The organism is Azospirillum sp. B21 (genome assembly GCF_008364825.1).
GTDB lineage: Bacteria > Pseudomonadota > Alphaproteobacteria > Azospirillales > Azospirillaceae > Azospirillum.
Genome location: NZ_VTTO01000006.1, coordinates 1 through 26497, shown reverse-complemented (window position 1 = coordinate 26497; position 26497 = coordinate 1). Strand labels below are relative to the sequence as shown.

Genomic DNA, 26497 nt, shown 5'->3' with positions numbered 1-26497 from the left:
GGCGAAAGGGCCGGAGGCTATGCCTCCGGCCCTTTGTGTATATGCGTCCGGTCCTTTGGTGCCGAGTCTCAGCCGGCAGCGGCCAAACTCTTGCTCGCCACCTCATAGACATCCGGCGAGAGGCCCGCAGTGGCGACGATCCGCTCCAATTCGGCCTTCATCACGGCCTGACGGGCCGCGTCATAGCGCCGCAGGCGAGAGAAGGGGCCCATCAGACGGGCCGCAACCTGCGGATTCATCGGGTCGAGGCGAAGCACCTGATCGGCGAGGAAGCGGTATCCGGCTCCACTCCGGTCGTGGAAGCGCACCGGGTTGCCGTTGGCGAAACCGCCGATCAGCGCATAGACCTTGTTGGGGTTCCGGATCTCGAAGGCGGGGTGGCCAAGCAGGGCCGTCACCCGGTCAAGCGTGTCGGCGCGGTGCGACATCGCCTGCACGCTGAACCACTTGTCGACCACCAGAGCCTCACCCTTCCAGCGCTCGTAGAAGTCCGCCAGCGCCTTGTCGCCTTCCGGCGAGGTGGCGTTGGACAGGAACTGCAGTGCTGCGATCTCGTCAGTCATGCCCTTGGCGGTGCGGTACTGGGTCAGGCACAATTCCAGCGCCTCCGCGTCCTCAAGCGCCATCAGATAGGCGAGGCAGAGGTTCTTCAGCGCCCGCTTGCCGATGGCGTCGGCATCGACGGAGAAGGGCTCCTGGCTGCTGTTGCGGCGGTAGAGGTCGAGGAACTGCGCCCGCAGGCGGCCGGCCAGCGTCTTGCGCGCGAACTCCCGCACCGTGTGGATGGCGTCGGGATCGACCACCGTCATCTGGGTGCCGAGATAGGCCTCGGTCGGCAGAACCAGCGCCTGCGCGGCGAAGGCCGGGTCGCGGTCGGCATCGGCCAGGATCCGGGCGAAGGCGTCGGCATAGCCCTCCGGCAGCACCGGATCGCGCCCGGCCTGCCGGTCGGCGACGAGGTTCAGCAGGATGCGGGTGCCCAGGATCTGCCCGGCTTCCCACCGGTTGAAGGCGTCGCTGTCATGCGCCATCAGGAAAGTCAGATCGTCATCCGTCAGGTCGGTCTTCAGCTTCACCGGGGCGGAGAAGCCGCGCAGCAGCGACGGCACCGGCCGGGCCGGGATGTCGCGGAAGGTGAAGCTCTGGCTTTCCGCCGTGACGTGCAGGATGCGGCTGGTGCCGGCGGCCTCCTCCTCGCCATCAAGACGCAGCGGCAGGTCCTGTCCGTCGGGACCGAGCAGCCCGACCACCAGCGGGATGTGCATCGGCTGCTTGGTCGGCTGGCCCGGCGTCGGCGGGACCGTCTGCTTGACCGTCAGGGTGAAGGTCTTGGCCGCCGCATCATGGCTGCCGGCGATGTCCAGTTCCGGCGTGCCGGCCTGCCGGTACCACAGCTGGAACTGGGTCAGGTCGACGCCGCTGGCATCGGCCATGGCCGCCACGAAATCGTCGCAGGTCACCGCCTGCCCGTCATGACGCTTGAAGTAGAGATCGGTGCCCTTGCGGTATTTCTCCGGCCCCAGCAGGGTGTGGATCATGCGGATGACTTCCGCACCCTTGTTGTAGACCGTGGGGGTGTAGAAGTTGTTGATCTCGACATAGCTGTCCGGGCGCACCGGATGGGCCATGGCGCCGGCATCCTCCTGGAACTGCACGGTGCGCAGCCCCTGGACGTCGGCGATGCGCTTCACCGCGCGGGAATGCATGTCGGACGAGAATTCCTGGTCGCGGAAAACCGTCAGCCCTTCCTTCAGCGACAGCTGGAACCAGTCGCGGCAGGTGACGCGGTTGCCGGTCCAGTTGTGGAAATACTCGTGCGCGACCACCGCCTCGATGTTGAGGAAATCGGTGTCGGTCGCGGTCTCCGGCTTCGCGAGGATGTATTTGGTATTGAAAACGTTGAGCGACTTGTTTTCCATCGCTCCCATGTTGAAGTCGCCGACCGCGACGATGTTGAAGATGTCCAGGTCGTATTCCAGCCCATAGACCTCTTCATCCCAACGCATCGACTTGATCAGCGAGCGCATGGCGTGGTCGATCTTGTCCTCGTTCCCCGGCTCCACATAGATGCGCAGGGTGACGTCACGGCCCGAGGCGGTGCGGAAGCGGTCCGCGCCATGGACGAGGCTGCCGGCGACCAGCGCGAACAGGTAGCAAGGCTTGGGGAAGGGATCCTCCCAACGCGCCCAGTGGCGCCCGCCCTCCAGATCTCCCGACGCTGCGAGGTTGCCGTTGGACAGCAGCACCGGGTAGCGCGCTTTGTCCGCGGTGATGGTGGTGCTGTAGCGCGCCATCACGTCCGGCCGGTCGATGAAATAGGTGATCTTGCGGAAGCCTTCCGCCTCGCATTGGGTGCAGAAGTTGCCGGAGGACTTGTAGAGTCCTTCCAGCGCCGTGTTCTCCTGCGGCTTGATGCGGACGATGGTTTCCAGCGTGTAGCTGTCCGGCACCTCCAGCACGATCAGGTGATCGGGGGTGACGGTGAACTCGTCCGGTCCCAGCGTCCGCCCGTCCAGCGCCACCGACACCAAATCCAGCCTCTGCCCGTCGAGCGACAGCGGCTCCGTTGCCGCCTCTGGACGGTCGGGGTTGCGGCGGATCGCCAGCACCGTGCGGACGGTGGTGACATCCTCGCCCAGGTCGACGAACAGGTCGACCGTGTCGATCAGATGCGCCGGCGGGCGATAGTCCTGAAGCCGGATGGCCTTCGGCGTGCCTTTGTCCATGTGCCTTGTCTCTGGTCTGTGTCTGTCTTGCGGAACAAGCCGTTCGGGACAGGTCCGAGGGACAAGGACTGTAGCAAGGCGGCGGCGGGCTGTCTTGAGTGGGAATGGGGGTGGAGCCGGGGGATGCCCCGCGGGGAGGCGCTACCGCTTGACCTGCGCCACCTTCAGCAGGGTGAAGGCGCCCATCTGGTCGATGTATTGCTGATAGAAGAAACGCCATTTCTTGCCGTTGCGCACGCCGACCAGCGTGACCTTCACCGCATCGGTGCCCGGCACGTTCATGTATTGCGACTTGTGCAGGGTGGTGGCGTGCATGCGCATGCCCTGGCGCAGCCCGGCCTCGTCGATCCGTCCCTGGGTGGTCTGCAGATTACCGTGCGAGGCGGAGAAGGTGCCGCCGCCATGATCGCTGAACCCGAAGGAGCAGCCGTCCATCGTCGGCGTGAACATCACGTCGGCCTCGTCCTCCAGCACGACGAGATGCTTGAAATCCTGGTCATAGGGTAGCCAGTAGGCTTTCCAGCTTCCCGGCTGGTTGCCCTGGTCGTAGCGCACCGACCAGACATCGGCGTTCTTGGTGGTGAACTGGGAAATGATGCCGGTGCCCTTGCGCGTGCAGGTCATGCCGTCGTCGCTGAGCGTGAAGCTCTTGACGCCGCCGACGCGGTAATTGGGCTGGTAGGACTGATATTGGATCCAGATCAGGTTGTTCTTGAGGAAGCTTTCCGGGTTCGCGACCAGATCGGCGATGTTCGGCATGGGTGTGTACTCCTGCGCGGCAGATCAGACGATGCCGAAGACGGGCCGCTTGAAGCCCGCCACGGTTTCGTTGCCGGCCAGGAACCAGTAGGGCTTCATGACCGCGAACTGCTGGTTGTCGTCGCGCAGCAGCACATAGGCGCAGTAAACGGTCCCGTCATCCGGCCGCAGGAAGGCGGCGATCCACGGATTCTGCCTAGTCCCGATATGGGCGGCATGGCCGAGCTTGCGGGTGATGTCGTTGCGGTAGCCGACCAGCGTCGCCGCATGTCCCTGACGGAAGGGCAATGCCGCAAGTTCCTGATAATTCTGCAGAATGCGCGGGTTGCCGTCGCCTTCCTCAGCATACCATTGCGCCACTTCCATGTAGTCGTTGGCCCGCGCATTGGCCCGGTCGTACCGCGCCTGCTTCTGGCGGTCGGTATGGCCGGCGGCGGTCTTCTTCAGAAAGCTGATCAGTCCCACGATACGCTCCTCCCCCTGTCTCGAACGGGACGCTAGCAGAGCAATCGGGGAGGCGCAAAAGGGTGGGGGTCATATGATGGTATGCGGTTCGTTTTGTATCGCCGGATCGAAAATCAGACGTACGTCCTGTTCAGCGAGTTAACCCGAAAGACGGTGCGGCTATCGACATCGGGTGCCTGCTCTGCCATTCTAAGGTTGAGCTTGAGCTTTTGTTATCGCAGAAATGAGGCATTGATTCGCAATGCGAAAGCTATTGATTTTAGCTGCCACAAGCATATGCCTTGCGGCGGGCTTAACTGGTTGCGCCACGCAGGGACAAAGCCGCTATAGCTTCCAAGATGTCGGCCGTGCATCGGTTGTCGAATTCGGCACGGTCGTGGCGTCGCGTCAGGTGGACATCCGCGGACAGAACACGGGCGTAGGCGGCGTCGTGGGTGGGACGGCCGGCGGTTTGGCGATGTCGAATGTCGGACGGGGGTCTGGCAACGTCGCAGCGATTTTGGGCGGCGTTCTCGTCGGGGCCGCAGTTGGAGCCATGGCGGAGCAAGCCGCCAGTGACCGCGTCGGGATCGAGTACACCATCACTCTCGCGAACGGGAAAACCATCACTCTCGTACAGGAGCAGGCGGCGGGAGACCGCGTGTTCAGTCCGTCCGAGCGCGTGATGGTGCAGGCGAATGGAACTTACCAGCGCGTTTTGCCTGCCGATCATCTGCCGAATCAAATTGCGCGGCCCCAAGGCATCAAAGTCGTTGATTGAAATTCTATAGGATCAAGGCGGAATGATTAAGATTGTTACCTGCGCTCTTCTCGCAGCGATGGTTTCCGGTTGTGCGCTGACCGAGGACGCCATTCCAGTCAAATATTCTGCTCCTGCCAATATTTCGGTGGTGCAGGGAGCCAAGGACGTTACCATCAACGTCACTGCAGCCGATGGCCGCGTGTCGAACCGTGACCGTGTGTCCACCAAGAAGAACGGCTACGGCATGGAGATGGCCAAGATCATCGCTGCCAACGATGTGGTCGCTGAAGTCAGTCAGGCGGTGCAGACGGAGCTGGCTTCTCTCGGCTTTAACGTCGGTCCCGGCGGCATCGCCATCACCGTGCAAACCACCAACTTCTATAACGACTTCAAGCCCGGTTTCTGGACGGCGGAAGCGGTTGCGGAGGTCGCGTTCGACTTGGCGGCGAAGCGTCAGGACGGCACCCTGGTCTACAGCCGGAGCTATCGGGCGATCGGTGTGAACAAGGATGTCATGCTCATGATGGGTGAGCAGGCTGCCCCGGCCTTGTCGGCTGCGTTGCGGGATGCCGTTCAGTTGGTCGTTCAGGATGCGAATTTGCACCAAGCCCTGGTGCAGGCCGGAACCAAGCCGAAAGTTGCGACTTTGCCGACGTCCTGATCGGGATTTGATACGAAGCGAGCACGAACCCGTTGCCCATGCGGCGGGTTCGTCCATTTTAGTATGCTGATGAATTCTTGAATTGAATGGCGGATGGGGTGGGATTCGAACCCACGGTAGGCTTGCACCTACGCCAGTTTTCAAGACTGGAGCCTTAAACCGCTCGGCCACCCATCCTTCGGCCCACGGGAGTAGCGAATGCGCCGCAGTGGGTCAAGTGTCGCGCGCAGGCCGGCGCGATTTGCTCGTCAATTCCGGATCGGGCGGCCCAGCGTGCGCAGGCGGCGGGTCGGTTTGGGTGGGCTGGGGCTGTCGGAGAAGTCGGGCAGGCTGGGGGCGCGGGTGATGGTCTTGCGAATCAGCTCGGCGGTGGCGTCCAGATCGTCCAGAACCTCCGGCGCCACGCGGTCGGCGTAGCGGGGGCTCAGCAGGCGGGTGCGGGTCTGGTCGATGCTGCGCAGTTCCGGTTCGAACAACTCGCGGGCGCCGATGGGCAGGACCTGATCCTGGCGCATGCCGGAGAAATAGTTGCGCATCGCCCGCACCAGCATGCGGGTCAACAGAAGGTCCATCCGCTCGAACTCGGCGCGCAGGTCGGTCAGACGCGACTCGTCGACGCCCTGCAGGCGTTCCTCGGTCAAAGCAAACAGGGCGCGGATTTCCTCCACCTTGCGGCGGAAGTCGAGGAAGGAGGCGAAGCGGTCGTCGCCCATGTCGCGCTGGGCTCGGTCCGCAAGCCGCGACGCCTCGGTCGCCTGACGTTCAAGCGCCGCCAGCAGCCCCTTTACTTCTTCCCGGCCGTTGTCGCGCCCCCACGCCATGCCGCCCTACGCTCCCACTGTGACCGTGGCGGCCGGTTGTCATGCCGGCCGCACAGTCATCCTAGAAGCGAGAGTTTTAACAAAATGCTGTTGTTGCGCAGATTCCACGGGCGCGGTCACACGTCGCGCAGGTCCAGGATGACCGGGGTGTGGTCGGACGCCTTTTCCAAGCCGCGTGGTCCGCGGTCGATGGTGCAGCCGGCCAGACGGTCGGCGGCCTGCGGCGACAGCAGGAAATGGTCGATGCGTAGGCCGTTGTCGCGCGGCCAACTGCCGGCCTGATAATCCCAGAAGGTATAGGCGTGGTCGTCGTCATGAAGGGCGCGATAGGCCTCGGTCAGGCCGAGATTCAGCAGGGCGCGGAACTTGGCCCGCGATTCCGGGCGGAACAGGGCATCGCCGGCGAAGGCCTGCGGCGAGAACACGTCGCGCGCCTCGGGGATGATGTTGTAGTCGCCGCCCAGCACCACCGGGATTTCCTGCGCCAGCAGGGTCCGGGCATGGTCGTACAGGCGGTCCATCCAGCGGAGCTTGTAGGCGAACTTTTCCCCCGGCACCGGGTTGCCGTTGGGCAGGTAGAGCGAAGCGATGCGCACGCCGGACACGGTGGCCTCGACATAGCGCGCCTGCTCGTCCTCCGGCTCGCCGGGCAGGCGGGTCAGCACGTCTTCGGCCGGAGCCTTCGACAGCAAGGCGACGCCGTTGTAGGCCTTCTGCCCGACGGCATTGACGTGATAGCCGAGCTCCTCGAACGCCGCGGCGGGGAAGGCGGCGGTTTCGCATTTGATTTCCTGGAAGAGCACGACATCCGGGGACGTCGTGCGCAGCCAGTCGATGATCAGCGGAAGGCGGGCCTTCGCGGAGTTGACGTTCCAGGTGGCGATCTTCACGAAACAGGCCTGCCTTTTCTTCTTTATCTTTGGCTTCAGACGGCCGTCTTAGACCGCGAAGGAGTTGCCGCAGCCGCAGGATGCGCTGGCGTTCGGGTTCTTGATCTGGAAGGCGGCGCCCATCAGGTCCTCCACGTAATCCAGCGTAGCGCCGGCCAGCAGATCGAGCGAGGCGTCGTCGGTGACCACCCTGGTGCCGTCCTTCTCGAAAACATGGTCCTCGTCGGTCGCGGTCTCGTCGAAGGTGAAGCCGTACTGGAAGCCGGAGCAGCCGCCGCCGGAGACAGTCAGGCGCAGCATCAGCTTCGGATTGCCCTCCTGCTCGATCAGGAAGGCGACGCGCTTGGCGGCGCTCTCGCTGACGGCGAGGACGCGGGTTTCGGTGGGCAGTGCGGTATCGGGCATGGGGTGGCCCCTTTGGTGCGATGCGGGAGTTGCCACAAATGTAAGGGGGAACGCAGCCTTCGTCAAAGTATGGGCACCATTGCGCCGAACCGTTGCGCTTCTGGCACGCTCGTTTACACCCTAGCCTTGGAGCCGGGGCATAGCACGCCTTCGCCGTTGCACCCGCGTCCCCCCGCCGGTAGTGTCCGCCCCATGACGGCGGACTGCTCCCACGATCGGCTGGCTTCCTATGCCTGCACCCCGGCGGACACGCGCGGGCGGCTGGTGGCGGAGCCGGAAAGCCCGACGCGCTCGTGCTTCCAGCGCGACCGCGACCGCATCGTGCATTCCGGGGCCTTCCGCCGGCTGAAGCACAAGACGCAGGTTTTCGTCTATCACGAAGGCGATTATTACCGCACCCGGCTGACCCACAGCCTGGAGGTGGCGCAGATCGCGCGGTCGATCAGCCGCACGCTGTCCCTGAACGAGGATCTGGCGGAGGCGGTGGCGCTGGCCCATGACCTCGGCCACACTCCCTTCGGCCATGCCGGGGAAGACGCGCTGAACGCCTGCATGGAGCCCTTCGGCGGCTTCGCCCACAACGACCAGACCCTGCGCATCCTGACGCGGCTGGAACGGCGCTATGCCGAGTTCGACGGGCTGAACCTGACCTGGGAAGCGTTGGAAGGCGTGGTCAAGCACAACGGCCCGCTTCTGCCGCTGCTGCCGGGCTTTCGCCTGCCGACCACCATCGCCGCCTTCCAGGGCGAGTGGGATTTGGAGCTGCACACCAATCCGGGCGCCGAGGCGCAGGTGGCGGCGCTGGCCGACGACATCGCCTACAACAACCACGACATCGACGACGGCCTGCGCGCCGGGCTTTTCACGGTCGAGGAGGTGGCGGAACTGCCCCTGGTCGGACCGATCATCCGCGAGGTCTGCGACCGCTATCCGGGGCTGGAGCGCTCCCGCCTGATCCACGAGACGGTGCGGCGGATGATCAACGCCATGGTCGTCGATCTGGTGACGGAGACGCGGCGGCGGCTGGTGGAGCACAAGCCGGGCTCCGCGGCCGAACTACGCGCCCTGCCGCTGGCGATGGTCAGCTTCTCCGACGGAATGCTGGAGGCACAGGGGCCGCTTCGCGCCTTCCTGCGCCAGCGCATGTACCGGCACTATCGCGTGAACCGCGAGATGAGCAAGTGCAAGCGCGTGGTACGCGCCCTGTTCCAGCTGTTCATGGACGAGCCCAACACCCTGCCGACCGAATGGCAGCGCGATATCGCCAAGCATGGCGGCGACGCCGACCTTGCGGTGCGCGCCCGCCATGTGGCGGATTACATCGCCGGCATGACCGACCGCTACGCGTTGGCCGAACATGACCGGCTGTTCGACCTGCATGTAAAGACCTGAGCCGGCTAGGCTCCTGTGACCTCCTGAAAAGACGACCTGAGACGATGAATATTTTCAAGGCCTTCGAGACCGATATTCGCAAGCTGCTGGAAGAACTGGCCGCCGAGGGTGCGATCCCCGCCGGGCTGGACAGCAGCCGTCTGACGGTCGAGCCGCCGCGCGAGGCCTCGCACGGCGACCTGTCCACCAACGCCGCCATGATCCTGGCGAAGCCGGCGAAGATGGCGCCGCGCGCCCTGGCCGAGCTGCTGGTGGCCAAGCTGAAGGGCCGCGCCGACGTGGCGTCGGTGGAGATCGCCGGTCCGGGCTTCGTCAACCTGCGCCTGACGCCGGACGTCTGGCGCGACCGCATCCGCGACGTGCTGAACGCCGGCACCGCCTATGGCGACAGCGATCTAGGCGGCAAGACGCCGGTCAATGTGGAGTATGTATCGGCCAACCCGACCGGCCCGTTGCATGCCGCCCATGGCCGCGGCGCGGTGTTCGGCGACGCGCTGGCCTCGCTGCTGGAGAAGGCCGGCTACGCCGTCACCCGCGAATACTACATCAACGATGCCGGCGCCCAGGTCGACGTGCTGGGGCGGTCCACCTTCATCCGCTACCGCGAGGCGCTGGGCGAGGAGGTGGGCGAGATCCCGGCCGGCCTCTATCCCGGCGAATACCTGAAGGAGGTCGGGCAAGCCCTGGCCGAGCGTGACGGCAACCGCTGGGTCGGCACCGACGAATCCGAATGGCTGCCGGCCTGCCGCGATTTCGCCATCGCCATGATCATGGGATGGATCAAGGAGGATCTCGGCGTCCTCGGCGTCACCATGGACGTCTACAGCAGCGAACGCGCGCTGGTCACTGCCGGGGCGGTCGACAAGGCGCTGACGGCGCTGGAGGAACGCGGCCTGATCTATACCGGCGTGCTGGAGCCGCCGAAGGGCAAGAAGCCCGACGATTGGGAGCCGCGCCCGCAGACCCTGTTCAAGTCCACCGATTTCGGCGACGACGTCGACCGGCCGCTGAAGAAGTCGGACGGTTCCTTCACCTACTTCTCGAACGACATCGCCTATCACTTTGATAAATATAAGCGTGGCTTCGGCAGCCTGATCGACGTGTGGGGTGCCGACCATGGCGGCTACGTCAAGCGCATGCAGTCGGCGACCACCGCGGTGACCGAAGGCAAGGCGTCGCTGGACGTGAAGCTCTGCCAGCTGGTCCACCTGATGCAGAACGGCCAGCCGGTGAAGATGTCCAAGCGTGCCGGCACCTTCGTGACCTTGCGCGACGTGATCGATCAGGTCGGCAAGGATGTGGTCCGCTTCATCATGCTGACCCGCCGCAACGACCAGACGCTGGACTTCGACTTCGCCAAGGTGACGGAGCAGTCGAAGGACAACCCGGTCTTCTACGTGCAGTACGCCCACGCCCGCTGCCGGTCGGTGCTGCGCCATGCCGCGACCGCCCTGCCGAAACTGGACCAGACGCCGGCCGCCCTGGCCGCGGCGGCGAACCTCGCCCGCCTGGATGCCGAGGAGGAGATGGCGCTCGCCAAGCGCATGGCCACCTGGCCGCGCGTGGTCGAGGCGGCGGCGGAGGCGCATGAGCCGCACCGCATCGCCTTCTTCCTCTACGATCTCGCCAGCGATTTCCACGCTCTGTGGAACCGGGGCCGTGACGACGCCTCGCTGCGCTTCCTGATCGAGGGCGATGCGGAACTGACGACGGCCCGTCTGGCACTGATCGCCGCGGTGGCGACGGTCATCGCCTCGGGCCTGACGGTGATGGGTGTCGAACCGGTGGAGGAACTGCGTTCATGAAGTACGACGGCGACGTCAACTACGCGGCTAATCCCTATGGGATGCCGCCCCGACAGGCCGCGAGCAAGCGCGGGCTGCTGGCGCTGGGCTTTGCCGTGGTCGGCGTCGTTGCGTTCGCCGGTGCGGCGGTGGTCGGCCTGCGCGGGCCTGCGCGGCTGTCGGGCGACGGGCCGCCGCTGCTGACCGCCGATCCGGGACCGGTCAAGGCGCGCCCCGACCAGCCGGGCGGGCTGGAGGTGCCGCATCAGGACATCCTGGCCTATGAGCGGCTGCGCGACCATGACGGCGGACGCGGCCAAACGGTGGAACGGCTGCTGCCGCCGCCGGAGGTGCCGCTGCCCCGTCCGGTGGTGACGCCGCAGATGCCGGCGGTGGTGCCTCTGCCGTCGGTGCCGTCGGTCGCCCAGCTTCCGCCGGGGGCCACCGCCACGGTGCCGCGCGACAGCGTCGCCGCCGCGGTGGCCGCCGCCGCGCCGCTGGCGGCGCCCGAGCCGGCGCCCGGACTGCAAGCCCTGCCGGCCGGCGCCCCGCAGGTGCAAACGCCGTCCACACAGTTGCCGTCCGGCACGGTGGGTAGGCCGCAGCAGCCCGCCGCCGTTCCGGCCAAGCCCGCCGCTGCTCCGCAGCAGCAGGTTGCCGCCGTCAAGCCGCCGGCCGCTCCGCCGCCCCCGGCGCAGCAACAGCAGCAGAACGCGGCACCCTCGGTCGGCCAACTGATCGCCAAGCTGGAGGCGGCATCGCTGCCCGCCCCCCCGGCCAAGGCGGCGCCCCAGCCGGCGAAGGCCGCCCCGGCCGTGACCGGCGGCAGCGGAAGCTGGCGCATCCAGCTCGCCTCCGTGCGCAGCGAGGGCGAGGCCGCTGCCGAATGGCGCCGGATCGCCGGACGCCACCCGGATGCGCTGGGCGGTCTGTCGATGCAGGTCGCCAAGGTCGATCTGGGCGACAAGGGCGTGTTCTACCGGGTGCAGGGCACCGGCGCCGACGAGGTGCGGGCGAAGTCGGTCTGCGCCCAGCTGCGCGCGCAAAATGTGGGGTGTGTGGTTGTCCGTCCCTAGTTTTTCGGGTCCTGATTCCGTGGGCCGCAAATCGGTGAGTTCCACCCCGGATGCCCACCCGCGCGCGGTCGTCTTCGGCTGCGCCGGGCTGGAGGTGACGCCTGACGAGGCCGCCTTCTTCCGCGAGGCCGATCCGCTCGGCTTCATCCTGTTCCGCCGCAACTGTGACAGCCGCAATCAGATGCGCCGGCTGGTCGATGATCTGCGCGCCAGCGTCGGCCGTCCGGACGCCCCCGTCCTGATCGATCAGGAGGGCGGCCGGGTCGCACGCATGCGCCCGCCGCATTGGCCCGCCCACCCGCCGATGGGCGTGTTCGGCGCGCTGGCCGAGCGCGATGCCGATGCCGGGCGCGAAGCCGCCCAAGAGGCCGCCCAAGAGGCTGCTTGGATCAACGGCCGGCTGCTCGCCCATATGCTGGCGGAGGTCGGCATCACGGTGGACTGCGCGCCCGTGTGCGACGTGCCGGTGGAAGGGGCGCATGACATCATCGGCGACCGCGCGTTTTCGCGCGACCCCGCCGTGGTGATCGCGCTGGCCCGCGCCACCGCCGAAGGGCTGTTGGCCGGCGGCGTGCTGCCGGTGATCAAGCACATCCCCGGCCATGGCCGCGCCTTCGCCGACAGCCATGCCGAGCTGCCGGTGGTGGAGGCCGACCGCGCGGCGCTGGAGGCCACCGACTTCGCACCCTTCCGTGCGCTGGCCGATTTGCCGCTGGCAATGGTCGCGCATGTGGTGCTGAAGGCGATCGACCCGACCGCCCCGGCCAGCACGTCGCCCATTGTGGTGCGCGAGGTGGTGCGGGGGCCGTCCATCGGTTTCGGCGGACTGCTGTTCAGCGACGATTTGTCGATGAACGCGCTGCACGGCGATCCCCGCACGCGGGCGGAAGCGGTGCTGGCAGCGGGCATGGATGTCGTGCTCCACTGCAACGGCGATCTGGACGAGATGCGGTCCCTGCTCGGCGCCGTACCGGTGCTGAGCGGCGCCGCGGCCGAGCGCTGGGCACGGGCAGAGGCGATGCGTCATGCGCCCGAACCCGCGGACATCGCGGCATTGACCAACCGGCTGGCCGAGCTTCTCGGCACGGCCCAGGCCTGACGGACGGGAGCGGACGATGGAGGAATGGATCTTCCAGGTGACGGCCGTGGCCCTGCCGGCCATCATCGCCATCACCTTGCACGAGGCGGCGCACGGTTTCGTCGCCTGGCGGCTGGGCGACGACACCGCCTATCGGCTGGGGCGGGTGACCTTCAACCCGATCCGCCACATCGATCCGTTCGGCACGGTCCTGCTGCCGGCGCTTATGTACTTCACCACCGGATTCGTCTTCGGCTGGGCCAAGCCGGTGCCGGTGAACTTCGCCCGGCTGGACCATCCCCGCCGCGACATGGTGTGGGTGGCGCTGGCCGGTCCGGGGACCAACTTCCTGCTGGCGGTGGCCTCGGCCGTGATCTGGCGGTTGGTCAATCCGGAAAACAGCCTGCCCGAGCTGTGGATCCGCTCCGCCGCCGAGGTGTCGGTGCTGGTCAACGTCATCCTGATGGTCTTCAACCTGATCCCTCTGCCGCCGCTGGACGGCGGGCGCGTGGCCGTCGGCATCCTGCCGGACGTGCTGGCTGTACCGCTGGCCCGGCTGGAGCGCTTCGGGTTGCTGATCCTGATGGCGGCCTTCTTCCTGCTGCCGATGCTGGGGCGCCAGATCGGCATGGATCTGAGCGTCATGCATTGGGTCCTGGGGCCGCCGGTGGATGCGGTGATCGACTTCATCCGCATTCTGACCGGCAACGACTAAGGTTTTCCGATGGCCGAACTGCTGGCCGAGCTTACGGCCGATACCGCTGCGGATCCGGCGGTGTCGCCGTCCGAGCAGCTTTTGCTGGTTCTGGACGGGTTCGAAGGGCCGCTCGACATGCTGCTGGCGCTCGGGCGCGACCAGAAGGTCGACCTGACGCGCATTTCCATCCTGGAGTTGGCCGACCAGTACCTCGCCTTCGTGGCGGAGGCGCGGAAGGTGCGGCTGGAACTGGCGGCCGACTATCTGGTGATGGCGGCGTGGCTGGCCTACCTGAAGTCGCGCCTGCTGCTGCCCGAACCGGAGGGGGAGGAGCCGTCCGGCGAGGACATGGCCGCGGCGCTGGCCTTCCAGCTGCAGCGCCTGGAGGCGATGAAGGGCGTTGCCGCCAAGCTGTTCGCCCGCCCTCGGCTGGGCGTCGATGTCCACCCGCGCGGTGCGCCGGAGGATTTGGACCTGCGCCGCAAGTCGGTCTATGAGGTCACACTGTTCGACCTTCTGCGCGCCTATGGCCAGCAGCGTGCCCGCAAGGAGGCCGGCGTCCTGCACATCGCCCCGGTCCGCCTCTATTCCATGGAGGAGGCGGTGCAGCGCCTGACCGCTCTGCTGGGTCACATGCCGGATTGGGCGACGCTGGCCAGCTTCCTGCCGGGCGGGGAGGGCGGCGGGCTTCTGACCCGCTCCGCTTTGGCCGCCCATTTCGCGGCGACGCTGGAACTGGCGAAGGCCGGCCGGGTGGAACTGCGCCAGGAGGGCGCCTTCGCCCCGCTTTATGTCCGCGGACGCCAAGCCGGCGACACACCCGCTGACCCATCGGATTCTTGAGGACCATGATCAAGGAAGTCACCGACGCCCAGGAGGCGGAGGCCCGCATCGGCCGGCTGCGCCTGCTGGAAGCGCTGCTGTTCGCCTCCGCCGAACCGCTGGACGAAGAGACGCTGGCCGGCCGCGTCGGGCCGGAGGTCGGACTGCTGCTGGAGGAGCTGCGCGCCCATTACGCCCCGCGTGGCGTCAATCTGGTGCGCACCGGCGGCGGCTGGGCCTTCCGCACCGCGGTCGATCTGGCGCCCGAACTGCGGCGGGAGGAGGAGGTGTCGCGCAAGCTGTCGCGCGCGGCCATCGAAACCCTGGCGATCATCGCCTATCACCAGCCGGTGACCAGGGGGGAGATCGAATCCATCCGCGGCGTGGCGACCAGCAAGGGTACGCTGGACCTGTTGATGGAGCATGGCTGGATCCGGCCGGGCAAGCGGCGCGAGACGCCGGGCCGGCCGCTGACCTGGATCACCACCGACCATTTCCTCGACCATTTCGGTCTGGAAAGCCTGCGCGACCTGCCCAGCGTCGACGACCTGCGTGCCGCCGGTCTGCTGGACAGCCGTCCGGTGCTTCTGGGGCTCGGGACGGCCGGGGACGACGGTGGCTTGGCCGCGACCGGCGAGGATGGCGACGAGGAGTCCTGAGCAGGGCCGCGTTTTTCGGGGGAGCCCCTCGCGAATTCCCGTGAAACCTCAATGACAACCGGTTAAGGATGGTGGGGCGAACGTTGCGGCCCAATGGCCTTTCTGCCATAGTGCCGGCCCGCCGCAAAGGCCGTTCAAACGTGATAGGCGCGCCATGGGTTCTTTCAGCATCTGGCACTGGATTATCGTTCTACTGATCGTTCTTCTGCTGTTCGGCGCTGGAAAGTTGCCGAAGGTGATGGGCGATCTCGCCAAGGGTGTGAAGTCCTTCAAGGCGGGCCTGCAGGACGACAGCGATGACGCCGCTTCCGGTGCCAACGCGAAGGTCATCCCGAACCAGCCGGCCAACACGGCCGAAACCGCGGCCAAAAAGGACGAGGCGGTCCGCAGCTGACCGGCGGGCGCGCGGGGTTCCCCGTGGGTTCCGTTCGCGCGCCATCCTGCCCACCGCATTCGTGAAGCCGGAAGAACATGTTCGACATCGCTTGGTCCGAACTGATGGTGATCGCCGTCATCGCCCTTGTGGTCATCGGGCCCAAGGATCTGCCCAAGGCGATCTTCACGCTCGGCAAATGGGTGCGCAAGGCGAGAGGCGTCGCCCGCGAATTCCAGACCCACATCGACGACATGATGCGGGAGACCGAGTTGGACGAGCTTCGCAAGGAAGCCCTGAAGACCCGCGACCTGAACATCAAGAAGATGATGGAGGACACCATCGACCCGAAGGGGGAGGTCGGAAAGGCCTTCGATCCCAAGGGATTCGACGTGGGGCTGAACGGCCATGCCGGCAGCACGCCGGAACCGGACCTGCCCCAGGCGCCGGTGCCGGTGGCTCCCCCCGCAGTGGCCGACAGTGTGGCGCCGTCCGCCGCCCCGTCGCCGATCACCACCCAGCCGCCCCCGGTGCAGTCCGCACCGGTGCAGCCGGCCACCCAGCCGGCCACCCAGCCGGCTGAAGTGGCTTCCGCCCAGTCCACCGATAAGCAGACCTAAGGTCGAAGACGGATCATGACCGGCGAAACGCATCAGGACGAACTCGAAGACAGCAAGATGCCGCTGATCGATCATCTGATCGAGCTGCGGAACCGGCTGATGTGGTCGGTCGGCGCCATCCTGATCGCCTTTCTGCTGTGCTACGCCGTGTCGGACCGGATCTACAATTTCCTGGTCCAACCGCTGGCGGACCTGCTGGCGGGGCAGGGGCGCCGGATGATCTACACCGGCCTGACGGAAGCCTTCTTCACCTATGTGAAGGTGGCGTTCTGGGCCGGCTGCTTCATCTCCTTCCCGATCATCGCCAGCCAGATCTGGATGTTCGTGGCGCCGGGCCTGTACAAGCACGAGCGCAAGGCATTCCTGCCCTTCCTGGTCGCGACGCCGGTGATGTTCCTGACCGGTGCCGGCATCGTCTATTACTTCATCTTCCCGATGGCCTGGCGCTTCTTCCTGGGCTTCGAGTTCCACCCCGGCGGCGACGGAAACGCCCTGCCCATCGAGTTCGAAGCGCGCGTCGGCGAATACCTGCATCTGGTGATGTCGCTGATCTTCGCCTTCGGCATCGCCTTCCAGTTGCCGGTCCTGCTCACCCTGCTGGTCCGCGTCGGCATCATCAGCACCGATGCGCTGGCGTCGAAGCGTCGCTACGCCATCGTCGGCGCCTTCGTCGCCGCGGCGATCCTGACACCGCCGGACGTCATCAGCCAGGTCAGCCTGGCGGTTCCGCTGATCGGGCTGTACGAGATCGCCATCATCATCGGCCGTCGCATCGAAAAGGCACGGGCCGCGGCGGAGACCGAGTAATCCCACGGTCTCTTGTCCGTTGTGACGCAGGGTAATAATCCGTCCGCCGTGGACATGCCGCCAATCTCGCGCTAAAAGCACGGTTCGGCCAATGGAAGGCCTTAGCCGCGCACCCGGAGCCTTGACCGTATGCAGACCGCCAACGACATCCGTCGCACGTTCCTGGATTTCTTCGCCAAGCAGGGCCATCAGATCGTCGACTCGTCGCCGCTCGTGCCGCGCAACGACCCGACGCTGATGTTCACCAACGCCGGCATGGTCCAGTTCAAGAACGTCTTCACCGGTGCCGAGACGCGGCCCTATAAGCGCGCGGTCACCTCGCAGAAATGCGTGCGCGCCGGCGGCAAGCACAACGACCTCGACAATGTCGGCTACACCGCGCGGCACCACACCTTCTTCGAGATGCTGGGGAACTTCTCCTTCGGCGATTATTTCAAGGACGACGCCATCGCGTTCGCCTGGAACCTGATCACCAAGGAATACGGGCTTCCGGCGGACAAGCTGCTGGTGACGGTCCACACCTCCGACGAGGACGCGGCAGGCATCTGGCGCAAGGTCGCCGGCCTGTCGGACGACCGCATCATCCGCATCCCGACCGACGACAATTTCTGGCGCATGGGCGACACCGGCCCCTGCGGTCCGTGCTCCGAGATCTTCTTCGACCACGGCCCGTCCATTGCCGGCGGCCCGCCGGGCAGCCCGGACCAGGATGGCGACCGCTTCATCGAGATCTGGAACCTCGTGTTCATGCAGTACGAGCAGCTTGGTCCGGACAATCTGGTGCCGCTGCCCAAGCCGTCGATCGACACCGGCATGGGGCTGGAGCGTCTGGCCGCCGTCCTGCAGGGCAAGCACGACAATTACGATATCGACCTGATGCGGGCGTTGATCGTGGCGTCGGCCGAGGCGACCAAGACCGCGCCGGACGGTGCGCATGCCGTATCGCACCGCGTCATCGCCGACCATCTGCGCTCCACCTCCTTCCTGATCGCCGACGGCGTCCTGCCGTCGAACGAAGGCCGCGGCTATGTGCTGCGCCGCATCATGCGCCGCGCCATGCGCCACGCCCACATGATCGGCGCGCGCGAACCGCTGATGCACCGTCTGGTCCCGGCGCTGATCCAGCAGATGGGCGATGCCTATCCGGAGCTGAACCGCGCCCGCGCCCTGATCGTCGAGACGCTGAAGCTGGAGGAAACCCGCTTCAAGCAGACGTTGGAGCGTGGCCTGCGCCTGCTGGAGGACGAGGTCGGCCATCTGGGCGAAGGCCAGCCGCTGGCCGGCGACGTCGCCTTCAAGCTGTACGACACCTACGGCTTCCCGCTCGACCTGACGCAGGACGTTCTGCGCGGTCAGGGTCGCGGCGTCGACGAGGCCGGCTTCAAGGCGGCGATGGACGAGCAGCGCCGCAAGGCCCGCGAGTCCTGGGCCGGGTCGGGCGAGGTCGGCACCGAGAAGCTTTGGTACGAGATCAAGGACGAGCTGGGCGCCACCGAGTTCTTTGGCTACGACACCGAGGTGGCCGAGGGCAAGGTGACCGCCATCGTCAAGGGCGACGCCCGCGTCGAGGCCGCCAACATCGGCGATCAGGTGCTGGTCGTCGTCAACCAGACGCCCTTCTACGGCGAATCGGGCGGTCAGGTCGGCGATGCCGGCGTGATCTTCTCGGCCGGCGGGGCCGAGGTCGCGGTCTCCGACACGCTGAAGAAGCTGGGCGCGGTGTGGGCCCATGTCGGCACCGTCACCAAGGGCACCCTCAAGGTCGGTGACGTAGTGGAACTGCGCGTCGACAGCGAGCGCCGTGCCGCCATCCGCGCCAACCACTCCGCCACGCACCTGCTGCACGAGGCGCTGCGCCACCGCTTGGGCGACCATGTCACCCAGAAGGGCTCGCTGGTCGCGCCGGAGCGTCTGCGTTTCGACATCAGCCAGCCGACCGGACTGTCCGCCGCCGACATCGCCGCCGTCGAGGACGAGGTGAACCGCCGCGTGCTCGCCAACAGCGAGGTCATCACCCGCCTGATGTCCCCTGACGAGGCCCGCGCCCAGGGCGCCATGGCACTGTTCGGCGAGAAGTACGGCGACGAGGTCCGCGTGGTCTCCATGGGCGGCCCGCATGGTGAACTCGACCGCGATTATTCCATCGAGCTGTGCGGCGGCACCCATGTCCGTCGCACCGGCGACATCGGCGTCTTCAAGATCGTTTCCGAAGGCGCCGTCGCCGCCGGTGTCCGCCGCATCGAGGCGCTGACCGGCACCGGCGCCAAGGCGTGGCTGTCCGAGCGCGACCATCTGCTGACCGAAGCGGCGAGCGTCCTGAAGGTGAAGCCCGACGAGGTCCCGGCCCGCGTGGCGGTTCTGGTCGAGGAACGTCGCAAGATGGAACGTGAACTGGCGGAACTGCGCCGGCAAGTGGCCATGGGCGGCGGTTCCAAGGCCGAGGGCGGCAACGAGGCCAAAGACGTCGCCGGGGTAAAGTTCGCCGCCCGCGTTGTCGAAGGCCTGCCGGCCAAGGATCTCAAGCCGATGGCCGACGAGCTGAAGAAGCAGGTCGGCTCCGGCGTCGTCGTGCTGATCGCCTCGAATGAGGGCAAGGCGTCCATCGTCATCGGCGTGACCGAGGACCTGACCGGCAGCTTGAGCGCCGTCGATCTGGTCCGCGTCGGCGCCGAGGCGCTGGGCGGCAGGGGCGGCGGCGGCCGGCCGGACATGGCCCAGGCCGGCGGCCCCGACGCCTCGCTTGCCCCGGTGGCGGTCGAGGCCATCGAGAAGGCGATCATGGCCAAGAAGGCCTCCTGATCCCGATGAAACCCGGCCCCCGGTTCGCTCCGGGGGCCATTTTTTTGTTCATGCCGTTTTTGTCGAGGTCCGGCGATGGAACTCCCGACTCTCCCCTTCACCGTGACCGACTGGGCCGCCGTTCCCGTCACCGAGCATCCGGGCGAAACCGGCAAGGCGCTGTGGCGCAGCTTCCAGGCCGGCGAATTGCGGGTGCGGCTGGTCGAATACACGCCCGGTTATCTGGCCGATCATTGGTGCGACCGCGGCCATGTGCTGTTCGTGGTCAGCGGCGAACTGATCACCGAATTGAAGGATGGCCGCCGCTTCGTCCTGACGGCGGGTATGAGCTATCAGGTGTCGGATTTCGGCGACCACCCGCATCGGTCCTCGACCGAAATCGGCGCCACCCTGTTTATCGTGGACTGAAACATCGTCGTTTGAGGGAGCAGGCCCATGCGCTTCACCGGCACCGACCGCTATGTCGCCACCGACGACCTGATGGTGGCGGTCAACGCCGCGATGACGCTGGAACGGCCGCTTCTGGTGAAGGGGGAACCCGGCACCGGCAAGACCGTGCTGGCGGTGGAAATCGCCCGCGCTCTGAACAAGCCGCTGCTGTCCTGGCATGTCAAGTCCACCACCAAGGCGCAGCAGGGCCTGTATGAATACGACGCGGTCAGCCGCCTGCGCGACAGCCAGATGGGCGAGGCGAAGGTCCACGACATCGCGAACTACATCGTCCGCGGCAAGCTGTGGGAAGCCTTCGAGGCACCGGAGGCCCCCGTCCTGCTGATCGACGAGATCGACAAGGCCGACATCGAGTTCCCCAATGACCTGCTGCTGGAACTCGACCGCATGGAGTTCCACGTCTACGAAACCCGCCAGACGATCACGGCGGCCAAGCGCCCCATCGTCATCATCACCTCCAACAACGAGAAGGAGTTGCCGGACGCCTTCCTGCGCCGTTGCTTCTTCCACTACATCCGCTTTCCCGACCGCGAGACGATGGAGCAGATCGTCGAGGTCCATTACCCCGGCCTGAAATCCGCCCTGCTGCGCGAGGCGCTGAACCTGTTCTACGATCTGCGCGAGGTTCCGGGCCTGAAGAAGAAGCCATCCACTTCCGAACTTCTGGACTGGATCAAGCTTCTGATGGTCGAGGATGTCGATCCCGAGACCCTGCGCGCCAAGGACGCCCGCACGCTGATCCCGCCGCTGTGCGGCGCGCTGCTGAAGAACGAGCAGGACGTGCACACGCTGGAACGGCTGGCGTTCCTGGCGAAGCGGGGGCGTTGAGGGACGGGGCTCTCGGTGCGCTTGCCCCCACCCTGACCCTCCCCCGCTGGGCGGGGGAGGGGACAAGTGCTTGTTTGGAAAAGCAGCGGCAGTCCCTCCCCCGCCCAGCGGGGGAGGTTAGGTGGGGGGCTAACTTCGCATCCCCTCAAACCTCCTCCACCTCCTCCATCGCCACCCCCAGCGCCGTCCCCGTCACCGACTGCACCGTCACCCGGCTGCGCCCGCCGCCAAGCGGCAGGATGCGGATCTGCGTGCCGATGCGCTCGACCATCGCCGGAACGTGGCTGATCACCCCCACCTGTCGCCCGCCGGCCTGCAGTGCTTCCAGGCAGGACAGCGCCACGTCCAGGCTGTCGGGATCGAGCGTGCCGAACCCCTCGTCGATGAACAGCGTGCCGATCCCGCCGGAGGTTCCCGCAGCCATTGCCGACAGCCCAAGCGCCAGGGCAAGCGACACCAGGAACATCTCGCCGCCCGAAAGGCTGTGCACGCCGCGGCGCTCGTCGCCCATCTCGCGGTCGACCACCTGGATTTCCAGATCGGCCCCCGCCACCCGCTCCAGCCGATAGCGGCGGGCGAGGTCCTCCAGATGCCGGTTGGCGTGGGTCAGCAGCAGGTCCAGGCTCAGGCTTTGGGCGAAGTTGCGCATCTTCTGCCCGGTCCGTGAGCCAATAAGTTGCGCCATCTTTTCCCATAGGGCACAGCGCGCCTGCTGCGCCTCGATTGCCACGCGCAGCCCGGCCAGCCGCTGCCGGTTTGCGTCATCCGCCTCCAACCGCCCGCGGGCAGAGCCCAGCCGGTCACGGTCCCGCTCCAGCACCGCACGGGTGCTCTCGGCCGCGGCTACGGCCTCTTCGGTGCTCTGAACCGGCCGGCCCGCCGCATGATGGCCCGCCGCATGATGGTCAGCGCGCTGACGGCGGCGTTCGGCAACCACCAGCGCCGCGTCGCCACGCGCCCGCTCCAGCACCGCCAGTGCCAGTTCTTCCGACTCCAGTTCGCTTTCGGAGACCGCCAGCAGCCGGCGGACCTCCTCCAGCCAGACCCCCCGTTCGGCCACCGCCCATGTCAGCCGCTCCCCGGCAACCTCGGCCTTGTGGGCACACAGCCGGGCGGCCTCGCCGCGGGTTTCCCGTTCCTGTTCCGCTGCCGACAGCCGGGCGATGGCATCCTGCCGCGCAAAAATGGCCTTCTCCACCAGGGCTTCGGCCTCGTGCCGCTCTCCGGCCAGCAGCTTGCGCACCACCGCCACCGCCCGCCCGTCCAGCAGAGCACCGCGCGCCGTCCGCGCCTCCGCCAGCCTTGCGGCCAGATCGTCGGCTCGCCTGCGTGCCTCCTCCTCCGCCCGCAGCGCGGCGTCCAGTTCGGCGGTCTGCACCGCCCGCTCGCCGCTCGCCCGCTCGACCTCGCGGGTGGCACGGGCCAGCGCGTCGGTCTTTTTCCGATATTCGGCCACCCGTGCCGCCAATCCAGCCCGGTAGTCCTCCGGCTCGCGCTCCAGGCGAGACCGCCATTCGGCTTCTCCGGCCAACCCTTCACCCAACTCCGCCAGAGCGGATTGCCGGTCGGCCTCGGTCCGCTCGAGCGCGGCCACCGCGAGCGCCAAGGCCTGCCGTCCGTCCGCCAGCCGCTGCCGGGTCGCTTCGCATTCCGTTGCCAGACCGGCCGCCGTGGTCTCCAGCCGCCGATGCTCCTGCTGCGCCGCATCCACCCGCCGGCGATGGTCGAGCGCCTGTTCCTCGTCTGAGGCAATGGCCGCCAGCCGCCGTTCCACCATTTCGACCGCCTGACGGATGTCGGCGAGCGTTCCGCCCGCAGCCTCCCAGCCGACCGCCGCCGTCTGATCTGCCCAAAGGAGCTGGAGCCCTTCAGTCTCCCGCGCCAGTGCCGCCAGCCGTTCCGTCAGCCCGTCGGCCTCCTTGCGCGCCGCCCGTTCCGCCGCCTCCAGCGCGGCATGGCGGGCGACCGTCGCGGCCAGGGTCTCACGCAACCCGGCAAGGTGCCGCTCCTGATCCTGCGTTACCCGGCCTAGCGGCGTCACGCCGGCACCTGCCCAGGGATGGTCGATCGATCCGCAGACCGGGCAGGCTTCCCCTTCCGCCAGCCTCCCGCGCAGGCTTTCCACATCCTCGCGCTGGGCCAGCAGCAACCGTTGCAGGGTCCGTTCCGCTTCCTCGACTGCCGCGCGCTGCCCAGCCCGGCTTTCGGCAAGCTCCCGCGCCGCCGTTCCGTCACGCTCCGCCTCGCCCAGCCGCTGCAGGCGGTGCCGTTCGGCCGTTTCACACTCGGTCGCAAGCCGTTGGCGGGCCTCTCCGGTGGTGAGCAGCGCCAGCAGTCCGTCCCGTCGCCGGCCGGCCTCGCCCCGTGCCTGCCTTGCCTCGTCGAGCGACGGCGCCGCCTCGCTCCGCAGAGTTTCCAGCTTTTTCTCGGCCGCACGACAGCGTTCCCGCGCCTCGGCCAGCCTGATTTCCACGCCTTCCGCAGCGGTTTTCGTCGAGGCAAGCTCCCGCTCCAGCCGTTGACGCTCCCGGGCCGTGGCCTCACAGGCCCGTCCATCGGCGATGGCGCGGCTCAACAGCCGATCCCAGCGCTCCCACTGGTTCGCCACCACGGCGAAGGTCGTCTGATCCCGCAGCCAAACCTCCAGCCGCGCGGCATCGTTGCGTGCCGCCGACAGGGTGGTGTCGATGTCCTGCACCGCCTTCCGCGCCGTGCCGCTGCGCTGCGCCGCCGCCTTTGCCGCCGCCTCGGCAGTTCCTTGTTCGCTCGTCAGCGCCGTGATTCGTCCATCCAGGTCGGCCGCGCGCTCAAGGTCCGGTTCGGCCTTGGCCTGTTCCGCGCAAGCGGCCTCGAACCGCCGCCGGGCTTCGCCATGACGGGCGGCGGCTTCCTCGACCGCCAGCCGCGCCGCCTCCCAAGCCTCCGTCGCGCGTCCCACCGCCGCGCTCGCTTCCTCAGCGTCGCCACTCGCCCGGTCGGCATCGGCCAGCAGCGGCCGCAGCGGTTGAAGCCCGCGCAGCCGGGCAGCCGCCCCGCGCCGTCCTTCCGCCTCGACCCATGCCCGCTCGGCCGCTTCGGCCGCCTCGACCGCCTTGCCCTCGGCCACTGCGAGTTGCCCGTCGCGCTCATGCCAAGCCAGCGCCGCCTGGGCAAGGGCCAGCGCCTGTTCGCCACCCCGGACCGCCTCTGCCGCTTCGCCGGCCTCTTTCTGCAAGGCCGCGCGATCATTGTCGTTCAGCACCCCGATGCCGCCGCCTTGCGCCATCAGCCTGTCGAGTGCCTGCTTCTCCGCATTCGCCCGCTCATGCGCCGCGACGGACAGCCGGGAGTAAATCTCCGTCCCCGTCAGCAGTTCCAACAGGGCGGACCGCTCACGCGGCGGCGCCTTCAGGAAGGTGGCGAAATCGCCCTGGGCCAGCAGCACCGCACGCCGGAACTGCTCGAAGGTCAGGCCGAGCCGCCGTTCGATCTCCTCCAGCACGCTCTTCTTGCCGTCGCCGAAGCGCCGCTCGCCGTCCAGGCTGCTCAGCGACATGCTCTGCTGTTGCAAGGCCCCCTGCGCCTTCTGCCGCGCCCTTCGCACCTCCCAGCGCGCGCGATAGGCGTCGCCGTCGATCCCGACGAAATCCACCTCGGCCCAGCCGAACCCTGCGCCCCGCCGCAAGATTGTGCGCACGTCGGTGGTGCGGATGCTGTTGGGATCGCCCTCCGGTCCCAGCATCTCGCCGCGCCCTTCCGGCAACCGCGGCATGCTGTCGAACAGGGCAAGACACAGGGCATCCAGGATCGTGCTCTTGCCAGCGCCGGTCGGCCCGGTGATGGCGAACAGCCCGGCCCGCCGCAGCGGCTCCCGGTCGAAATCAATGGCGAAGGGGCCCTCCAGGCTGGTTAGGTTGGCGCCGCGTACCGCGAGAATCCGCATCACATCGTCTCCTGAACGCCGGTCAGCAATTCATGGAATGCCGCCATCAGATCAGGATCGGGGTCGCCTTCATGGCTGCGGCGGTAGAGCCGCCGGAACACCTCTTCAGGCTCCAGCGAGGCCAGATCGACCGGCGGCGCGCTGTCCGCCAGCGTCTGCCCGCTGCCGGTCAGCCGCACCCCCAGCTTCAGCAGCCGCACCGGCCGGCCGGCCAGAACCGCCTCGACCTCGTCGCGCAGGGCGGGGCGCGGCTCCGGCAGGGTGACCGTCACCTCCAGGAACGGCCAGGCGTCGCGGGGCAGGGCGCCGTCCAGGTCCAGTCGTTTCAGCCGCTCCAGTGCTGCTTCCGGAGTATCCTCGGCCACTCGATGGATCGTCACATGGCGCGGCACCCGCAAGGTCTCATGGCCGACCAGCCGACCGGCCGCGAATTCGGCCAGCACCACCTGATGCGGATAGGGCTCCTCATCCAGTGCGAGCGGAATGGGGGAGCCGCTGTAGCGAACCTCTTGACGCCCACCCACCGCCTGCGCCCGATGCAAGTGGCCCAGTGCGACATAGGCCGCGTCTTCCGGAAAGATGTCGACCGGCAGGGCGTGCAGATTGCCGCCCAGAATTTTGCGCTCGCTCAATTCCGACAAGGCTCCGCCGCGCATGTAGCAGTGGCCGGTGAGGATCAGCGCTTCGCCGGGGCGGCAACGATCACGGCCGCCGGTCCAGGCCTGCGTATAGAGCCGCCGTACGCCCTCGATCAGCGGATCGAGGTCCTCTGCCTCCTCGATCGCCGGCAGATCGGATGGCCGCAGGTAGGGCATGGCGACGCAGCGGGCCGCTACCGCTCCATCGGCATCGTGAAGCGGCACGATCAGCGGCGACGGATCGAACATCCCATCCGCCGAGGAGGGGAGGGTACCGATCACCCGGACGCCCATTTCCGTCATCAGGGGCGACGGGGCCTCCAGCCGGCTGGCGCTGTCGTGGTTTCCGGCGACCACCACGATGTCCAGCCGCGGATGCAGCGCCTTGGCCCGCGCGACGAAGCGATAGAAGAGGGCGAGCGCTGGGATCGGCGGGTTCTGGCCGTCGAACACATCGCCGGCGATGACGAGCGCATCCACATCATGCTCGCCGATGCGGTCGATCAGCCAGTCGAGGAAGCGCTCATGCTCGGCATCGCGGGGAATGCCGTGCAGAGTCTGGCCGAGATGCCAGTCGGCGGTGTGGAGAAGACGGAAGCTCCGCATGATCCTGCGCTCGCAACGAAACGATGCGTCACTCTACGTACCGCGCCACCGGCTGCGCCTGCAAAAAACGACGCTCCCGAAAAAATGCCGAGGCGGTGAAAAAACCGCTTGCCAGTTTTGGGGGAGGGCGCCTATAACCCGGTCCACCGACGGCGGGGCGCTGAACGACAGCGCGGCGCCGACGGAGAAACGGAAGAGAAAACAGCAACTTAGCGGTTCGATCTTCCGGCTTCGACCGAAATACCTCCGGCCCACTCTGGTCCGATCCCCGAAGAGGGAGGCGGAAGAGCGGTCGGTGCGGCACGTTTCAGTGCTGCGGGTTCTTTGACAAGTTTATACCGTGTTGTGAGAAGGGATGCGCAGGCGGCGGCAGTTGGTAGCCGTTGCGGCCTTGGGGTGCTGGTCTCTGATGGGGATCGGCACAATGAGGATCGTCTGTGCATCTTTTGAGCAGAGAAACTGTATCAGTATCGACGT

General features: G+C 67.1%; 23 protein-coding genes and 1 tRNA gene. 15 read left to right on the top strand and 9 right to left on the bottom strand.

Going from position 1 to position 26497, the window contains the following annotated elements:
• Positions 1–68: 68 nt before the first annotated feature.
• The 3 genes from pepN to FZ983_RS15625 form a co-directional block, all read right to left on the bottom strand.
• Positions 69–2726: an aminopeptidase N gene (pepN, locus tag FZ983_RS15635; RefSeq protein ID WP_149224453.1), complete on the bottom strand. Its 2658-nt coding sequence runs from the start codon at positions 2724–2726 to the stop codon at positions 69–71.
• 141 nt (positions 2727–2867) lie between these two features.
• The gene (locus FZ983_RS15630; protein WP_149224452.1) at positions 2868–3485 is read right to left on the bottom strand and encodes a hypothetical protein; all 618 of its coding nucleotides are present in this window, start codon (positions 3483–3485) and stop codon (positions 2868–2870) included.
• Between the two features lie 24 nt (positions 3486–3509).
• Positions 3510–3950, bottom strand: coding sequence for a hypothetical protein (locus tag FZ983_RS15625; protein ID WP_149224451.1), 441 nt, complete (start codon positions 3948–3950; stop codon positions 3510–3512).
• A 241-nt stretch (positions 3951–4191) separates the two neighbouring features.
• Here FZ983_RS15625 and FZ983_RS15620 point away from each other — a divergent pair, with 241 nt between their 5' ends.
• Both FZ983_RS15620 and FZ983_RS15615 read left to right on the top strand, forming a co-directional pair.
• On the top strand, positions 4192–4710 hold the full coding sequence (locus tag FZ983_RS15620; protein ID WP_247883777.1) for a hypothetical protein: 519 nt from the start codon (positions 4192–4194) through the stop codon (positions 4708–4710).
• Positions 4711–4732: 22 nt separating this feature from the next.
• On the top strand, positions 4733–5353 hold the full coding sequence (locus tag FZ983_RS15615) for a YajG family lipoprotein (RefSeq protein WP_247883776.1): 621 nt from the start codon (positions 4733–4735) through the stop codon (positions 5351–5353).
• Between the two features lie 87 nt (positions 5354–5440).
• Here FZ983_RS15615 and FZ983_RS15610 read toward each other — a convergent pair.
• From FZ983_RS15610 to erpA, 4 genes are all read right to left on the bottom strand, one after another.
• Positions 5441–5530, bottom strand: a tRNA-Ser gene (locus FZ983_RS15610).
• A 71-nt stretch (positions 5531–5601) separates the two neighbouring features.
• A complete protein-coding gene (locus FZ983_RS15605) occupies positions 5602–6174 on the bottom strand; it encodes a hypothetical protein (RefSeq protein ID WP_149224450.1) in 573 nt (190 codons plus the stop codon).
• Between the two features lie 116 nt (positions 6175–6290).
• Positions 6291–7064 (bottom strand): exodeoxyribonuclease III, encoded by a 774-nt coding sequence (locus FZ983_RS15600; protein WP_149224449.1) that lies wholly within the window; start codon positions 7062–7064, stop codon positions 6291–6293.
• Positions 7065–7112: 48 nt separating this feature from the next.
• Positions 7113–7469: an iron-sulfur cluster insertion protein ErpA gene (erpA, locus tag FZ983_RS15595; RefSeq protein WP_149224448.1), complete on the bottom strand. Its 357-nt coding sequence runs from the start codon at positions 7467–7469 to the stop codon at positions 7113–7115.
• Positions 7470–7661: 192 nt separating this feature from the next.
• On the opposite strand from erpA, the gene FZ983_RS15590 reads away from it, so the two are divergent.
• The 13 genes from FZ983_RS15590 (at position 7662) to FZ983_RS15530 (ending at position 20854) form a co-directional block, all read left to right on the top strand.
• The gene (locus FZ983_RS15590) at positions 7662–8861 is read left to right on the top strand and encodes a deoxyguanosinetriphosphate triphosphohydrolase (RefSeq protein ID WP_149224447.1); all 1200 of its coding nucleotides are present in this window, start codon (positions 7662–7664) and stop codon (positions 8859–8861) included.
• A 44-nt stretch (positions 8862–8905) separates the two neighbouring features.
• Positions 8906–10666, top strand: coding sequence for an arginine--tRNA ligase (argS, locus tag FZ983_RS15585; protein WP_149224446.1), 1761 nt, complete (start codon positions 8906–8908; stop codon positions 10664–10666).
• Complete coding sequence (locus tag FZ983_RS15580) at positions 10663–11721, top strand: SPOR domain-containing protein (protein WP_149224445.1); 1059 nt, start codon at positions 10663–10665, stop codon at positions 11719–11721. The genes argS and FZ983_RS15580 overlap by 4 nt, the downstream gene beginning before the upstream one ends.
• On the top strand, positions 11693–12820 hold the full coding sequence (nagZ, locus tag FZ983_RS15575) for a beta-N-acetylhexosaminidase (RefSeq protein WP_211102926.1): 1128 nt from the start codon (positions 11693–11695) through the stop codon (positions 12818–12820). The genes FZ983_RS15580 and nagZ overlap by 29 nt, the downstream gene beginning before the upstream one ends.
• Positions 12821–12836: 16 nt before the next feature.
• Positions 12837–13514 carry a site-2 protease family protein gene (locus tag FZ983_RS15570; RefSeq protein ID WP_149224443.1) on the top strand — a complete coding sequence of 226 codons (678 nt, stop codon included), beginning with the start codon at positions 12837–12839 and terminating at the stop codon, positions 13512–13514.
• 9 nt (positions 13515–13523) lie between these two features.
• The gene (locus tag FZ983_RS15565) at positions 13524–14339 is read left to right on the top strand and encodes a ScpA family protein (protein WP_149224442.1); all 816 of its coding nucleotides are present in this window, start codon (positions 13524–13526) and stop codon (positions 14337–14339) included.
• A gap of 5 nt (positions 14340–14344) precedes the next feature.
• Positions 14345–14977 carry an SMC-Scp complex subunit ScpB gene (gene scpB, locus FZ983_RS15560; protein ID WP_149224441.1) on the top strand — a complete coding sequence of 211 codons (633 nt, stop codon included), beginning with the start codon at positions 14345–14347 and terminating at the stop codon, positions 14975–14977.
• 154 nt (positions 14978–15131) lie between these two features.
• Complete coding sequence (locus tag FZ983_RS15555) at positions 15132–15371, top strand: twin-arginine translocase TatA/TatE family subunit (protein ID WP_108547290.1); 240 nt, start codon at positions 15132–15134, stop codon at positions 15369–15371.
• A gap of 77 nt (positions 15372–15448) precedes the next feature.
• A complete protein-coding gene (tatB, locus tag FZ983_RS15550; protein ID WP_149224440.1) occupies positions 15449–15970 on the top strand; it encodes a Sec-independent protein translocase protein TatB in 522 nt (173 codons plus the stop codon).
• A gap of 15 nt (positions 15971–15985) precedes the next feature.
• Positions 15986–16777 carry a twin-arginine translocase subunit TatC gene (tatC, locus tag FZ983_RS15545; RefSeq protein WP_149224439.1) on the top strand — a complete coding sequence of 264 codons (792 nt, stop codon included), beginning with the start codon at positions 15986–15988 and terminating at the stop codon, positions 16775–16777.
• A 129-nt stretch (positions 16778–16906) separates the two neighbouring features.
• The gene (gene alaS, locus FZ983_RS15540; protein WP_149224438.1) at positions 16907–19576 is read left to right on the top strand and encodes an alanine--tRNA ligase; all 2670 of its coding nucleotides are present in this window, start codon (positions 16907–16909) and stop codon (positions 19574–19576) included.
• Positions 19577–19651: 75 nt separating this feature from the next.
• The gene (locus tag FZ983_RS15535) at positions 19652–19984 is read left to right on the top strand and encodes a DHCW motif cupin fold protein (protein ID WP_149224437.1); all 333 of its coding nucleotides are present in this window, start codon (positions 19652–19654) and stop codon (positions 19982–19984) included.
• Between the two features lie 27 nt (positions 19985–20011).
• A complete protein-coding gene (locus FZ983_RS15530) occupies positions 20012–20854 on the top strand; it encodes a MoxR family ATPase (protein WP_149224436.1) in 843 nt (280 codons plus the stop codon).
• Positions 20855–20999: 145 nt separating this feature from the next.
• Here the strand turns inward: FZ983_RS15530 and FZ983_RS15520 are convergent, their stop codons facing one another.
• A complete protein-coding gene (locus tag FZ983_RS15520) occupies positions 21000–24776 on the bottom strand; it encodes an AAA family ATPase (protein WP_149224435.1) in 3777 nt (1258 codons plus the stop codon).
• Complete coding sequence (locus FZ983_RS15515) at positions 24776–26020, bottom strand: exonuclease SbcCD subunit D C-terminal domain-containing protein (RefSeq protein WP_149224434.1); 1245 nt, start codon at positions 26018–26020, stop codon at positions 24776–24778. Before FZ983_RS15515 ends, FZ983_RS15520 begins: the two co-directional genes overlap by 1 nt.
• Between the last annotated feature and the right edge of the window lie 477 nt (positions 26021–26497).